Source organism: Leptospira sp. GIMC2001 (assembly GCF_028462125.1).
In the GTDB taxonomy this organism is placed as follows: domain Bacteria; phylum Spirochaetota; class Leptospiria; order Leptospirales; family Leptospiraceae.
Genome location: NZ_CP115468.1, coordinates 3,588,131 through 3,603,572 on the forward strand (window position 1 = coordinate 3,588,131; position 15,442 = coordinate 3,603,572).

Annotated in this window: 12 protein-coding genes; 7 read left to right on the top strand and 5 right to left on the bottom strand. The window is 37.7% G+C overall.

Features of this window, described 5'->3' with window-relative positions:
• Positions 1 to 48: 48 nt before the first annotated feature.
• The 3 genes from O4O04_RS17935 to O4O04_RS17945 form a co-directional block, all read right to left on the bottom strand.
• A complete protein-coding gene (locus tag O4O04_RS17935; protein ID WP_272533184.1) occupies positions 49 to 1,242 on the bottom strand; it encodes a CaiB/BaiF CoA transferase family protein in 1,194 nt (397 codons plus the stop codon).
• A 465-nt stretch (positions 1,243 to 1,707) separates the two neighbouring features.
• Complete coding sequence (locus tag O4O04_RS17940; protein WP_272533185.1) at positions 1,708 to 3,963, bottom strand: sulfatase; 2,256 nt, start codon at positions 3,961 to 3,963, stop codon at positions 1,708 to 1,710.
• Entirely contained in the window at positions 3,960 to 4,352 is a 393-nt protein-coding gene (locus tag O4O04_RS17945) for a DMT family transporter (RefSeq protein ID WP_272533186.1), read from the bottom strand. The genes O4O04_RS17940 and O4O04_RS17945 overlap by 4 nt, the downstream gene beginning before the upstream one ends.
• Before the next feature lie 44 nt (positions 4,353 to 4,396).
• Here O4O04_RS17945 and O4O04_RS17950 point away from each other — a divergent pair, with 44 nt between their 5' ends.
• Positions 4,397 to 5,233, top strand: a complete 837-nt coding sequence (locus O4O04_RS17950; RefSeq protein ID WP_272533187.1) for an alpha/beta fold hydrolase — start codon at positions 4,397 to 4,399, stop codon at positions 5,231 to 5,233.
• A gap of 119 nt (positions 5,234 to 5,352) precedes the next feature.
• Positions 5,353 to 6,120: a YdcF family protein gene (locus O4O04_RS17955; RefSeq protein WP_272533189.1), complete on the top strand. Its 768-nt coding sequence runs from the start codon at positions 5,353 to 5,355 to the stop codon at positions 6,118 to 6,120.
• 84 nt (positions 6,121 to 6,204) lie between these two features.
• Here O4O04_RS17955 and O4O04_RS17960 read toward each other — a convergent pair whose 3' ends face one another.
• Positions 6,205 to 6,891 (bottom strand): DUF4334 domain-containing protein, encoded by a 687-nt coding sequence (locus tag O4O04_RS17960; protein ID WP_272533190.1) that lies wholly within the window; start codon positions 6,889 to 6,891, stop codon positions 6,205 to 6,207.
• A gap of 5 nt (positions 6,892 to 6,896) precedes the next feature.
• Positions 6,897 to 8,378: a pectin acetylesterase-family hydrolase gene (locus tag O4O04_RS17965; protein WP_272533191.1), complete on the bottom strand. Its 1,482-nt coding sequence runs from the start codon at positions 8,376 to 8,378 to the stop codon at positions 6,897 to 6,899.
• Between the two features lie 246 nt (positions 8,379 to 8,624).
• Between O4O04_RS17965 and O4O04_RS17970 the strand changes: the two genes are divergently transcribed.
• From O4O04_RS17970 to O4O04_RS17990, 5 genes are all read left to right on the top strand, one after another.
• Positions 8,625 to 9,026 (top strand): cytochrome c maturation protein CcmE domain-containing protein, encoded by a 402-nt coding sequence (locus tag O4O04_RS17970; RefSeq protein WP_272533192.1) that lies wholly within the window; start codon positions 8,625 to 8,627, stop codon positions 9,024 to 9,026.
• 3 nt (positions 9,027 to 9,029) lie between these two features.
• On the top strand, positions 9,030 to 11,231 hold the full coding sequence (locus O4O04_RS17975; RefSeq protein WP_272533193.1) for a heme lyase CcmF/NrfE family subunit: 2,202 nt from the start codon (positions 9,030 to 9,032) through the stop codon (positions 11,229 to 11,231).
• Positions 11,232 to 11,526: 295 nt separating this feature from the next.
• The gene (locus tag O4O04_RS17980; protein WP_272533194.1) at positions 11,527 to 12,843 is read left to right on the top strand and encodes a hypothetical protein; all 1,317 of its coding nucleotides are present in this window, start codon (positions 11,527 to 11,529) and stop codon (positions 12,841 to 12,843) included.
• Positions 12,844 to 13,074: 231 nt separating this feature from the next.
• Positions 13,075 to 14,238, top strand: coding sequence for a Fic family protein (locus O4O04_RS17985; protein WP_272533195.1), 1,164 nt, complete (start codon positions 13,075 to 13,077; stop codon positions 14,236 to 14,238).
• Between the two features lie 44 nt (positions 14,239 to 14,282).
• On the top strand, positions 14,283 to 15,395 hold the full coding sequence (locus O4O04_RS17990; protein WP_272533197.1) for an Lsa36 family surface (lipo)protein: 1,113 nt from the start codon (positions 14,283 to 14,285) through the stop codon (positions 15,393 to 15,395).
• The last annotated feature ends 47 nt before the right edge of the window (positions 15,396 to 15,442 follow it).

Below are 15,442 nucleotides of genomic sequence, written 5' to 3' on the forward strand. Positions count from 1 at the left end.
TAAGAGAATAATCCTAGTATAGATTTATTTCTATACTAGATGATAATTTTAAATTACTCTTTCTTTCTTTAGATTCTCCAATTCATCATTGGAATAACCTAACTTAGAATAGATGTCGTTGTTGTGTTCTCCATGCTCCGGAGGATGCAATCTGTAGTTTGTAGGTGTTCCAAGTAAATGAAAAGGCGATCCAAATTGCAAAATTCTGCCATAACGAGGATGTTCCACTTCCAATATCATTCCGCGGTCACGTAGATGTGGATCTGCGACAACTTCTTCTAAATTTCGAATCGGAGTAAGACAAGAATCTTCGTTTTGAAATATTGGATTCAAATCATCTAGCGTTTTAGATCCAAAAAATTCAGTTAATTTACTTTCGATCGATTTCAAATTTTCTTCACTTATGGGCAGAGCATCCAAAATATGGTTTAGTCCTGCTTGGCGAAGAAATGTTTTAAAAAACATATCTTCAAGTGCACCTAACGCAACATGACGATTGTCCTGAGTTTTATAAATATTGTAATTCGGTAATTTTCCTGAAAGGACTGCATTTCCTGGTTCGGGAACTTTTTTCTCAGCAGAAAATATTCCAGCGTACAATGATAGGAATTGTAGACTTCCGTCCATCATTGAAATGTCGATTCTTTGCCCCTTACCAGTTTTCTCCCGACTGTACAATGCTGCAAGAATTGCCGAGAGAGCCGTTAATGTTCCGCCACCCACATCAGCAAGTTGATACCCGCCAAGAACAGGATTCGAACCTGACTGATGAAGAAGTCCAGCTAATGCCAGATAGTTGGAATCATGTCCAGCATAGTCTACGTATTTTCCAGAAATTCCATATCCAGATATTCCACAATAAATCAACTTTGGGAATTTTTCCTTCAGCACATCATACCCAATTCCCATCTTGTCCATACCATCAGGACGAAAGCCTTCCAATAGAATATCAGCATCTTCTAATAATTTAAATAGAATTTCTTTTGCTTGAGGTCGCTTAAAATTTAGCGTGATTGCTTTCTTATTTCGATTGAGCATCATGAACAAACCTGGCACACCTAACTCAGATTTGTACATTACTCTTGACGCATCGGCCGCTCTTGGATTCTCAATCTTTATAACATCGGCACCCATATCACCAAGATGCATTGAGCAGAGTGGCCCAGGCAAAAGAAGACTGAGATCCAGAACTTTGATTCCTTTAAGTGGCCCACTCGCTTGTTTTTCTAATTCAATTTTCATACTTGCAACCTTAAGTTTTTAATATTCCCTTCCATTTTTCCAAGAATTTCTCTGTATTCTATACATTCAAACCATGATGACCTAATTCTTCTCATGCGAAAATGATTGAAAATGGAAGATGCTTTTCAATAAATGTGATTGATCCTAGCTGGGGGCTTAAGCCCCACTCTATAGCCCACCCTGGAACATCCTCAACTAAACCATGATCTCTGCTCTAACCTAGGCATCCTCAACACGACCTTGATCTACGTCTACCCTAGCCTGAACCAGATCTCCATCTGATCCGTCCTTCCATAACACAGCTCCGATCGCGACTCTATTTGAACTATCTCCATTCCAGTAAATATATTCTCTTCATCCAAATACAAATGGAAATTTAGATTCTTAGCTTTAAAGATCGTAGAATCTTGGTATTCAAAATTATTTCCTATAGATTTAGTTCAGTCTATACTATCCTGAATAAAATCAATTCACATAGCCTTGTTTTTTAAGAATATCCATTGCCTCTGATCCGAGATTTTCTTGGATAATAGGACTCTGGAATCCACTTCCATTTCTCCAGATTTGGATTCGGAAATCTTTCGATAGTGATGGCGGTCCAGAAATTGCGCGAAAGAAATTATCACATTCTAAATCAACGCAATCACCAGGATTCAAATCATAAGTTCCCACTCCCCAATCATACTTACTTGCTTGAATCCCATCAATATTTATTTTAAATTGAGGAAAGGAAACATCTGGATAAACATGAAAATTCCATTCAACAATTTCGTTTTCATTTAAGTCAAACTGGAATTGGTTGAAACCTTTGACAATTGGAATTTTGCTTACTGATTGGAGAGTTGTTTTTGTAGCTTGATTGTAAGAACGGATGATTCCAGCGTTCAGTAGTACCTTAAATTCTATTTTCGATCTTTTATCACCTTTGGGCCGATGGATTCTAATAGTATAATAAGAATTAGGTGGAACTGTATCGTTCAATATTTTCTTTAGTTTTGAATATTCTGAATCGATGGGAATAGAATTACTTTGCTTCAAAATGTAAGGATTGTGTTCTTCTGGATCTTGTTTTGTATTGTAGAGAAATTCTCTCTCTTCTCCTACATTTCCCTGCCAGAATCCAAGCCTATGAAATCTATATGATTTCTTCATAAGCTTCCAATCTCCGACCTCGACTGCTTGAGTTGCCCTAGTCTCACCGTAGTATTCTCTTTCTGAAGTTTCTCTTCCAGCGAGCATGGACTGTATCGCAACTCCACGCAAATCATGCGCTGAATCAATACCCAACTCTTCTAGAATTGTAGGCAAAATATCAATTGAGCGAGTCATTTTTCCAACTTTCAATCCATGCAATTTCGCATAATTTGAATTAGCTGGGAATTTAATTATAAGTGGAACATGAATATCTTCTCTAAACAAACTTTGTCCATGTCCGAACAAAGTGTTCGTTCCGGTAAAAGGAGAAATCTCATGAAATGGATCCATTACTTCACCATGATCGGACGTTATAATAAGCATCGTTTGATCCCACCTGCCCGATGATTTTAATTCAGACAGTATTTTCCCCAACTCCGCATCAACAAAAGCAACTTCACCAAGATAATCAATTTTTCTTCCGTCTATTGCCTTCAGTTCCTTTTCTGGAATAATCACTTGAGATCGATATTTTTCTGGAGGAGTGTATGGCTTATGCGGATCATTATAATTCAAAAACAAAAATCTAGGAATTGGAAGCTTCTTCGTGTTTTTTAAATAAGATAAAGATTCTTGTGTTATTCTAATTGTGTCTTCTCCCGACCTTGAGTAATCGTGAAGCGACTGGAAACCATAATCGGCTCCAATTTTTCGATGCTCACTGAGAAAAGGATTATTGCCAATCATCTGAGTCATATAACCTTTTGAGCCAACTAACAGAGGTAATGGAATAAGATCAGAATTGTACAAATTGTCCGTCTCATCCGATCCAACAGGATAATCCCAGAAATTCAAAAAATTTTCTGAGGCATATCGTCCCGTAAAGAATATTGAAGTAGATGGTCTAGTCCAGGCAGCATTCACAAAATGTTTATCAAATGAAATGGAGTCTGATCTTAAGGAATCCAAATTGGGTGTCACAGAATATTGACCTAAAACATCATGTCTCAACGAATCAATTACAACAAAAATAACATCAACCTTTTCAATGGATTCTCGAAGCTCATTGAATCCTTGATCTATAGGATTGAGCCAGGTAGCAGAAAGTGAAATGCTTTCCGAGCCAGGGTTATAAATCTCTAATATTGCAGACTCTACCCCGCATTGAACCACCAAAGGTCTAGCCGATAGATCGACCATACTTTGATTGCAATAAATTTCCAAACCGTCCGGAAAACTTTCTTGAGAATTGATTATAAAATGATTCAATCCAAAAGGAAAATTATAGAATATTTTAGACTGCGGTGTTATAAAAATATTCCGATCCACATTTTCTATTAGGTTCTTAGTTGAATATTCTAAGTAGACAGGTATTGCTGAATTATTCCATGGATCAGATTTGATTCGATTATCTTGCCCAACCTTTTCTCCCGTAAAACCTGATGTCACAAATGATTGCGGTCTAAGCAAGGATATCGTCTCGCTTGCATAGATCAATTGTGGATCTGGTTTGAGAGTGATTGGTTTACAAAATAAAATTGAGCTGAATAAAGAAATTACTAAAATGAAAAAAATCTTGACAATCACCCTTTTACATCAAACATATGTAAGGCTGTAAGCCAAACACCTATCATAATAAAAGCGATGCCTGTCCATTGTGACCAAGTCAATCTTTCCTTGAAGAAGATAGCGGAAGCAATCAACACAATGATAAATCCAGAACTTGTAAACACAGGATATGCAAGTGACAACTTCAATCCTTTGCCGAGAACAAATCTATATCCAACCAATGCCAATCCAAAACATGCAAGACCACCAATAAACACTGGATTGAGAAAGTATACGATAAGTCCTGTCAATCCTTGAGATTCAGGTGGGGTCACTGCATCATTGAGCGAACTTGTCTTGATCAGAATATTGGCTAGAGCATTGAAGATAACAGCTATACAAAAAATTATGAGGATCTGGACTGACATGTACCCCACAGAATAAATTCTAAGCTCTTTAGGTCAAATGTAAAATGAAAGAAAATACTCTCTCCTTTCGCGATTTTAATTTAAATGTTTTGGATTCTGAGACTCCTGGTCGAACAATCATATTCGCTCACGCAAATGGATATTCTGCCGGATGTTATAAATACTACCACCAAGCTCTCCAAAAAAAATTCCGAATCATTGCCTTTGATTTCGTTGGGCATGGCAAATCAGAATCCACTTTGAATTTTTCAAACTGGCTTTTTTTTCGAGATCAATTGCTCGAAGTTCTAAAGAGCAGAATTTCTCCAGGAGAAAAAGCAATTGGAATCGGGCATTCTCTTGGCGGCGCAAGTACCTTACTTTCTTGCAAAGAAGCACCTGAATTATTTGAGAAAGCGATCGTTCTAGATCCAGTTGTATTAGGTTTTCGCATAACAACACTAGCAAAAATATTTGGGAATCCACTTGCGAAAGTAGCAAAAAAAAGAAGAAAACAATTTCAATCTATTGAATTGGTTCGAAGAGCTTTCCGTAATTTTCCAGCCTTTGCGAATTGGGAAGAATCTGTGTTCCAGGATTATTTGGATTCATGCCTAAGACCCACAGGCAACAAAAAGGAAGTTGAGTTGTGTTGTGATCCAGAGGTCGAAGCTCGGATTTTTTCTCTTTCTAGTTACAGAGTGTTCTCAAGATTCCACGGAATCAAAACAGAAGTACATGTAGCGATTCCAGAAAAATACGAAGTATGTAGTCCAAGACATGCCCGACTCATCACAAAAAGAAATCCTTTGTCGTCGGTAAGTATTTGGAAGGATGCAACTCATTTTTTTCCTTTCGAATTGCCTGCCAAAACTCTTGAATTTATTGAATCCAAATTATGAATCATACGATTTCAATTTTGATTCAATGATCTCAGCTACAATGACAATCATTTTCGCGCTTTTACTTTTTGATTGATTGAAAATACTAAGATAATTACAAACCAATAAGGATTCACTCGATGTTTTTTGTATTTTCTAAATTATTAACAATTTTTCTTTTTCCATTGCCTCTTGCAATATTGTTTGGAATTTTTCTAGGAATTCGATACGGACGAGGAAGATTTCGCCTAATTCTAATTATGCCTTGGTTGGTTCTATGGGCATTCTCCACCTATCCCGTAACTGAAGCACTGATACAACCTCTGGAAGATTTTGTTCCACCAAGGCAGATCCAAGAGATCGAAAAAGCTGATGCTATCGTTGTACTTGGCGGTATGATCAATAACCTCACACGAATTCCCAACACGGTAGAATTGACTACAGCCGCAGATCGCCTAACAGAAGGTTATTTTCTGTATAAAAACAAAAAGGCACCAAGAATCCTATTTACTGGTGGGTCTGGAATACTTTTCCATGAAGGAGAAGCAGAAGCGGACCAAGCAAAACGATTCTATAGATCTCTGGGAGTACCGGAAAATGATATAGTTCTCGAGGGCGAATCTCGCAACACAAGAGAGAATGCGATCTACTCTGGAATTTTACTGAGAGAAATGGGAGCTAAGAAAATCATTCTCGTTACATCAGCATTTCATATGAGACGTTCTATGACCGAATTTGAGCGGGAAGATATAGAGATCATTCCCTTTCCAACTGATTACCGAACTCTCAATTCAACAGTTAGTAGCTGGGAACAACTCACTCCCTCCGTGGGGGCATTGGACACATCCACCGCAGCGATCAAGGAGTGGGTTGGGATTTTTGTCTATAGCCTAAAGGATATTTTCTGAAAACAATTTCATAAATAAATTCTAATTAGGCCAATCGACAACAAGTCAAGGCTCAGAGATTGAGAGATTGAGAAATCGAAAATCTCAATCTCTTTCTAATACAAAAAAGAATGGTTGCTCCATTTTTTTGAAATCCATACAACCCATTAGAGTGTTGTCGTCAACTTTTCTAAATACATCATTGATTGGCAGATTGTCGTAGATCATAGTTGCCGTCGTTTTGCCTCGAAACTCAAGCATTCGGATTCTTGCTTTGGACTTGCTAGTTGTAAAAAGAAACCGAAACAATAAAAAAATTGGTGTAAGAAATCCAAGATTCGTCGAAGGAATTTTGGTCGCGAGACCCACGGGCATAAGAGAAGGATTGACCGTAAATAATTTTCCACCCCATCCCTTGAACACCAACGGATGGACATTTTCTGTATTGATGAATTCCTTGCCATACCAATTGAAGGTTTCCAATGCACCATCCATCGTATGTTTGGTTTTGAAACCTGATCCATGCCAGCGCCCAATGATATCAATGAGAGAAACGGTTTCCAATCGATCATAAAGATCAAAAGCTTCTTCTGTCGAATTGGAATCGGCATTTCTCATTTCTTGAAATTTTGAAACCAAATCATTTTTAGAGATCGGTTTTTTGGTTGGCAGATTAGAATTTGAGACCTTGCGTGAGCTGTCCATTTTCTTGGTTAATTTTGTTTTTACCCCAGATTTACTGGCTGATTTCTTAGTTTGCATTTTGTTTTGTGATAGTGTTTTGTTATTCATATTTTTTATAAAGAATTGGCCGTCGCGCATTTGTTGGAGTCTGTTCCGCTTCCACAGAGACAGCTTTCGCCGTTGCACTGAACCGAGCTTGGCTGTTGCTTATTCGCAATTGCTGAATACCAGTCAAGCAAACTACGATTGTTAGTTGATGTTGAATAGAAATTGCTGCTCATAGTTATTGTATGACTAGGACCCGGTGCGATATAGTATGAGTAATTATTGACACCCACTGGCAGATTTACTATCTGAGATATCATGCCAATTACGGTGGAGCCATTCTTTGGATCTGTTCCTCCATTTCTCCATAAACTAATAAGAGGTGCTGTTGCATTGCTTGAGCATCCGGCAAAGTCGCCACCACTCAGTCCATTGGCATTGCCCCATAGAACACTGCAGTCTGAACCTCCAGAAGAAGTTGTCTCATTAGTATAGGATACCGGTTGATCGCGAACAATTCTTGTAACATTTAAGAAGAATGCTTGGGTCGTATCAAGTGCAGAAGTGTATTGTCCAAATCTTACATTTGGATAAGCTTGAGCAATTGACTTAACTAGGTCACCTAATTGAAGATTGTTGAAAACTCCGTCATTTATTCCTGGAATCCAATCTGGAAGATTGCTGAATACTCCTCCACCAGCCTTAGAAAACGCTGCGGTCACTCCCCATAAGGAATTGATAAAATTGTTATTGTTTGCAATTGTCACTCCGGCTGCAGCATCACTCACAACAGCATAATCAGTTGTTGATCCAAGTCCACCCATGGCTTCGATGATATAAGGTGAATTGAAAATTGCTCCGTACCCACCAGCACTTTGCCCAGTTATAAAAACTTTTTCTGGTGATGGATAGGAAGTTTGTAGGTCTTTGAGGACAGAAAGTGTATTGTCGAATCCACGATGTGAAAAGGTTCCACCCGGATTCGTATTGCCTGTAAAATTGTTTGAAGTGGGCGAATACACAACATCATTAGAACCCCAATGAAGGTCACCCGTACAATATGGAATGAAAATTACTGTATAGGACGAGAAAGGATTGGTAGTTTTGCTATTGTCAAAAATTCCTCCACCAAATACAAATTTCATGGCAGTTGGCGACAATTGACTCAGACCATTGAAGTAGGTGGTTGTATTCGAGCCAAAACAATTGGCTTGGTTGAAGCAAGATCCACCACCCATAAAATTGATTAACAATTTCTTAGGATCACCACGACGAATATAGTAAAAAAATTCAGAATTGGAACCGCCTCCGAAAGAGTGACCCGAGCATTTAGCTTGGTAGCGAAAAGTTTTATTCCGAATAGTTATATTGCCATCAGAGGAAGGTTTCACTTGCTCCCAAGGAGATGCAACAAGTAACGCAAGCAATGTAACTATATTTTCTTCATCCTCTGAATCATCTTTAGAAGCACATGCCATATTCAAAAGCAGGACGCTCAGAATTAAAATTGCAAAATTATAGAATTTCTTCTTACTAAAAAAATCAAACATCAATATTTTCCTTAAACATTTTATCCAAAAATCATTCAGTGCAAATAGAATTTGGATGGTACTTTATATTCAAGATCGAATGATAAAAAAGAAAGATCTTTTTTGCGGTTCAAAAAGTTATTTTTGAACATAAGTATAAAATGCACTCAATAGAAAGCTCTTCATAAAATCCTAGCGAATTCTAAGCCCGATAAAAAACTGGGAAGCAAGGTTGCCTCGCTAATATTGAGAGGTCTAAGGTATAGAATGAATCGCAAATTTCTTATTCTCACACTCATAATTGGTTTCTCATTGGCTGGAATTGCTTTTTTTTCGGCTCAGGAAACGGCTTATAAATTATTGGATGCATCGGAACTCGCGGCAAACCCAGCTCGTTATAAAGGTGACAATCTTCGTGTTCGAGGTTTTGTAAAACTCGGATCGCTTGTTCGCGAGGGTCGCACGGCAAAATTTGAATTGGAATTGGAAGACAGAAATGTCCCAGTTTTTTTTACAGGTGAAAACCTTCTGCCTGATGCTTTCAAAGAAGGAGCTCGCGCACGAGTGGATGGACATTGGGAAAATGGAACTCTAGTTGCCAATCATGTTGAAGCCAAATGCGCTTCAAAATATGAAGCTGGTTACGCTGAAGGAAACGAGAGTTACTGATCCATGAATGACCTTGGAACTCTGGTCATTGTCGCATCTTTTGCTACATTAATTTTTTCTTTCGCGCAGACTTTCTACGGAATCATTCGGAATGATCGAAGTGCAATTGAACTTGGGCGTGTTGCGCTCATGTCGAATTTTTTTCTTATACTTCTCGCTTTCGTGATTCTTCTCACTCAACTACTGCGATCAGATTATTCCAATTATTATGTTGCGATGCATTCATCTGAACATATTGCACTCTTCTACAGGCTTACAGCTGTTTGGGGTGGATCATCTGGTTCCTTACTTTTTTGGAATCTACTACTAAATCTTTTTACCTTTATTGTTCTCTGGCAGACGCGTAAAGCAGTTCATGATCGAATCCCTGTGATGAATGCGATCCTCGCAGTTCTCTCCATGTTCTTTAGTTTTCTTGCAGTATTTTTCGCAGATGCACAACCCTTCCGCGAATTTCAACCAGCAGCAGCTACTGGACGTGGTCTCAATCCACTCCTCCAACATTGGGCAATGATCATCCATCCACCGATTTTGTACGTAGGTTATGTGAGTATTGGAATTCCTTTTGCGATAGCGATGTCGGCACTAATCACGGGACAACTTTCTCAAGAATGGATGAAATTCATTCGTCGATGGTCGATTTTCTCTTGGTTTTTTCTCGGAACAGGAATCCTCCTCGGTTCCAAATGGGCTTACGAAGAATTGGGATGGGGAGGATATTGGGCTTGGGATCCAGTAGAGAACGCATCTCTCATGCCTTGGCTACTATCATCTGCATTCATACATTCGATCATCATCCAAGAGCGCAGAGGAATGCTCAAATTTTGGAATATGGTTTTGATAATACTTGCCTTCCATTTTTCCTTGTTAGGTACTTGGATAACAAGAAGCGGAGTTTTAGAAGGACCGCACAGTTTTTCTAAGTCCAGTATCGGAACACCATTTATTATCCTCATTGGTTTGAGTTTTGTTTTCTTTATGGGAGTCGTGATTTATAGAAGAAATGCTCTCAAGCCCGAAAGAAATCTAGAAGCGATCACTTCCAAAGAAGGAAGTTTTCTACTCAACAACTTCTTGCTCGTTATGGGATGTATGGCTATTCTTCTGGGTGTTTTTAGTCCATTGCTCTATGGCACAGAATTCAAAGCTCCTTGGTTCAACTCATGGGGAATTCCTGCGGGAATAATGCTCTTGATTTTGATGGGTGCATCTCCCCTGCTTGCCTGGCGAAAAGCAGCCGATTCAGTATTCTTTTCGACATTACTCAAGCCAACAATTGTTGGAATAATTGGCGGTGCCATTTATATATTAGTTTATTCTAATATTTTCACGAGAGATGTATATTCTTATGGTGACTTACTTGCAGAGATCTATTCGATTGTAACGGTCGGCGTAGGTGTATTTGTAATTGCAGGTGTTATTCAAGAATACTATAGAGGAATCAAAGCAAGAAGAGAAGCCTTCCCTGATGAGAAAATATGGATGTCGCCGTATCTCCTTCTAACAAAAAATAAACGAAGATACGGCGGATATCTTGTTCATATTTCCTTAGTTCTCATATTTATTGGTTATGCGGGAAATGCTTTTAAACAAAATACATCTGTTCGATTCTTTTACAATCTTCTTCCTCCCAAGGGAGACGAGATTGTGTATGCAAGTCAAGATAAAGCGATACTTGGAAACTATCAGATAGAAGCATCTTATCTCAAGATCAAACCTCTATCTACATCAGACGATACCAAAGCAGAATATTTAATCCAGAATACAATCGTTTCGCAAGAAGCAACATTTAGTATCAAGATTCAAAATACCAGCCAAGGTGATCTTATCACAGAGCGTAGATTCTATCCGCAGATTTCCCATTTATCGGGTGATTTTGAAACGCATATACCAACAAGTGAGCCAGCAATTCTGTCCAAAGCAAAAGAAGATTTGTACATCCAACTTGGTGCAATGGAGCATGCCGATCTTTCGGGCGAGAATCCAGACTTACCTATGCTATTTATGGACTATTTGTTCTCTGCAAGAAATCTAGAAGAGAAGATTGGATTCTATGGAAGGTTTCCAAAGCAGATCATTGCGAATCTAGAAATTTGGGTCAATCCACTAGTGAAGTTTGTATGGGTTGGCAGCTTGATGTATTTTCTCTCAGGATTGTTTATCTTACTTCCTATCGGCGAAGGCAAAAAACGCGATCAAGGCTAAGGTTTTCGATCCTACCTGATTCTCACAGTAATATCTGTTACTTGCCCGCCTGCTGGATGGCTTGGTGGAAAATAAGATAAAACGAGAAGATATGATCCAGATTTTTCAACAGGAAACTCAAGTTGCCATTTACTTTTCTATATTCAGATAGAACTTCACTTTTTCCTGATTGGCAAAGTACCGAAACTCACCATCAAAACAATAACTGCAAATAACGAATTTGCTCTATCAGCTTAGATTTAAGCTCTACGGGTTTCGATGGCTGTTTCTTAGGTGGCTGGCTACGAAAACCAGCATGGAATTTTATAGACTAAAACTGGCATTCAGTAGAAAATATCCAACATACAACTTGATCTACAATATGAATCGTAAAATCCTTATCTTGATTATTTTATTTATGACATTGGAGGTTTCAACCCAAAGTTTTAAATTATCCAAACCAGACATTCAAAAAAAGGAAATACTGGCACCAGGAGTCATATATTTACTCGACAAGGATGCCGAAAAAGAATTTTTCAAATACGATTTGAATCCCCGTGAGATTGCAAAAACGAAGCTCCTACCCTTCAAGAATTGGATTAAGGGAATCTTAGAAAAAAAAGATTTTGATTCCTTGATCAGCAAGACAAATATTCTTCCTCGAGAACTGAGAAAAAAGCTTAAGGTAACCGGTCAGAATGAGACAAACGATTCCGAATCTCTCGAAAAAGAATGGAAGACCTTTTATAAAAATTATGGGAAGGATCCTTATTGTGGATATGATCAATTCTTAAATACTAAATTTGAAGAAATGTCAATTCTTCCTTATGAGATGAACGAGCCAATTTCCGTAGACGTCGACTCAAACGAAAAATTCACTCAATACAACGTGACTTACTTAATCCAAATCAATCCGAATTCTCTAACCCCCCATTCTTTCTTGGTGAATACAACTTTCCATAATTCTAATAACTATAATTTTCATTTTCTAACGCGGTATATCAATCATTGCCCAATTCACAACTCTGATGTTGGCAATATAAAATGGTATTCGGAAAATGGACCTGAAAGGGAAGAATTGGAACCAGGTATATTTTTTAAGAAACCAACTCCTTTTGTAAAAGAAAAATTTTTGATCAATCATATTGACCCGCGTGAAGTTGCAAAAATCCATGTTGCGAAACAAGCAAACGGACTAAAACATTCTTTTGAACTGGGCTCTGTACCTCAACTCGTAGAACGACTTGGATATAAATTTTTAAAATACTCTGCCGATCAACTTGGCGTAGAATACCTTGACTGGGATCCAGGCGATACATTAAGGCTAATCCAAGAAAACATTGATAATCAAATTTCACGAAAGGAAAATTCCTTTTGCGGATTGAATGATCTCTACCAGCACAAAACAACTCAGATTGAAATCCAACCGGAGAACATTCGCCTTCGTGATGCAGATCCAAGGGAAGAAACAGAGATTTTTGATATAAACTATCTCGTTACTTTTGTTCTCGATAAAGAGGTAAATGGAAAACAAAAGTCATTTCAGTTTCTCATCAAATACGGCTTGAGAGAAAATCAAATTTCAACAAATTCAATACTAGATTTAGTTTCCTCCGATTGCTTGAAGAGATAAGAAATGTCCCGCGCCAGAGATTGCAGCGGAAATCCTTTTGCTAAGCAAAAGATTGAAGCGTAAAGCGCGGTCAGGGGTAAGACCACCCCTACAGACTGGCAAAAAGCGAAAAATCTTCGTTCTTATGTTACTTTGGGGGTAGTAAAGTAAAATAAGACTTTTCTTATGTTACTTTGAGGGTAGTAAAGTAAAATAAGACTTTTCTTATGTTACTTTGGGTAAATTACAAAGATGATTAAACTAGAAACCTACCGCTCTGGAAGTTTGGAAAAACATCCTACAGTATACTCCTATTTTCTACCCACCCCAATTAACGACCATTGGCAATGGGGTGATCAAACTCTCAATTTGCTATTAGAAAAAGCAGCTATCAAACTAGGAGAATTGAATTCATTTGCCCGACTGGTTCCTAATATTGATTTATTTATTCAGCTACATGTCACAAAAGAGGCTGTGATTTCCAGCCGTATTGAGGGAACTCAAACAGAAATGGAAGAAGCGCTACTTGAGGAAGAGGAAATTTCTCCTGAAAGAAGAAATGACTGGATCGAAGTTAAAAACTATATCAACGCTATTAACCAAGCTATTCAAGAACTGGAATCACTTCCTATATCTTCAAGACTTATAAAACAAACTCATAAAATTCTACTCAGTAGTGTAAGGGGGGAAAATAAATTACCAGGAGAATTCCGCAATAGCCAGAACTGGATTGGTGGCGCTTCTCTTCTAGATGCTGTTTTCATTCCACCTAATCAAGATTATGTCAATGAATTAATGAGTGACCTAGAAAAGTTCCTTCACAATGAAGAAATTAATGTCCCGGCACTCATTAAAATTGGTATTGCTCACTATCAATTTGAAACGATACATCCATTTCTAGATGGGAACGGACGAATTGGCAGATTATTGATCACTTTATTTTTGGTAGACAAAAAAGTTCTGCAAAAACCTCTATTATATCTTTCTGCATTCTTTGAACAGAACAAGGGGCTTTATTACGATAAACTTACAATTGTGAGGAATTCAAATGACTTACTTCAATGGCTAAAATACTTTCTAATCGGAATTGCCGAAACAGCAGAAAATGCTACACGAACTCTTTCTTCCATATTAGAATTAAAATCACGATTGGAAATTACTTTATCCAAAACCTTTGGAAAAAGAGCCGCTAATGCTAATTTATTATTACAAAATTTGTTTTTAAATCCGGTCGTTCATGTAAAACAAGTTCAATCAATTTTGGATTTGAGTTATAAATCAGCAAACGATTTGATTAATGATTTCGTAGAGCAAAATATTCTTAAAGAAATGACTGGACAGATTCGAAATCGAGTTTTTGTCTTTGATGAATATCTCAAAATGTTTAGTCTAAAGAAAAATCAGGAACCAATTTAAGGTTCAAAGAAAATATACCGCCCAAAACGAATTTCAACAACATCATGAAAACTACACTAAATCGACAATTGTCACTCAATGGCTCCTTTCCTTTTATTTATAATATTCGCATTATTCCAATCATCTTCGCATTCATGCTAACTGTTGTTACACCAATGCGAATCTATGCAAACTTCGTCTGCGTGGGTTTAGAATGTACTAATATATCAAACGAAACAATACTTGCTGGCAATCTTATTAATCCAGTTCTTGGAGAGATTTACACTGATGATTTCTTGACTGGAATGGCAGAAAGCGGCGTTCTGCAGAACATAAACTCCGCTTTGCTCGGTGGATCTTTCATTCAAAAAAACCGAGTAAGCCTAGGATATTCGGTGGCTAGAACTTACCTTACAGGACGAGATTTCTATTTTGGATCTACGGAGTTGAATCAATTACCAAATTTGGGAGTTGCTGCGTCTCCATCAATTTCTTATTCAACAAACTTAGGATATTTGTTCAATCAGAATGGTGATTGGAATAAATGGAATCTGCATATTCAATTCTTCTCATATTATCCTTCGAAGAATAATTTACCGTATTTGAATCTAAAGAATGCGGAACTTGATGGAAATATACTGAACGCAAGTCTCAATCTGCGATATTTTCCTTTTGCTTCCGAAAATGACGACGATCGGATATGGAAGGGATTGTCTTTTGGATTTGGAATCTTCCATACAAATCAAGAAATTATTTTGAGCTCATATGATCGCAGTCTGACACAATTTCGGTTGGAGGGAGAAAGAAGAAGATGGCTTGGTACCAATCAAGCCAAATATGAATCCACAATAAATACCCTAACGGCAGATACGAGGTATTCTTATTCTCTTTCGAATTTTTCCTTCTTTACTGGATTGGGCTTGATGCATAACCATGGGGCTAATTCTATTCGACTTGAGCGATATGCAAGTATTTCGTCTTCGAGTAATCGGGATGATTTCACAAGCAATCCAAGCGGGCTTGGCATTGATATCGTGAGAAAAGAAAGTATAAACAGTTCAGGTTTCTATGGAATTTTTGGAGTTGAATTGAATTGGTCAGATTATGGATTAGCAATCGAATATCTAAGAAATATAGATTCCGAATCCATTAGCTTAGGAATGCGTTACCGATTCTGATTGTAAAATTTGATCCAATAAGAAATTTATTACTGATCATACCTTTC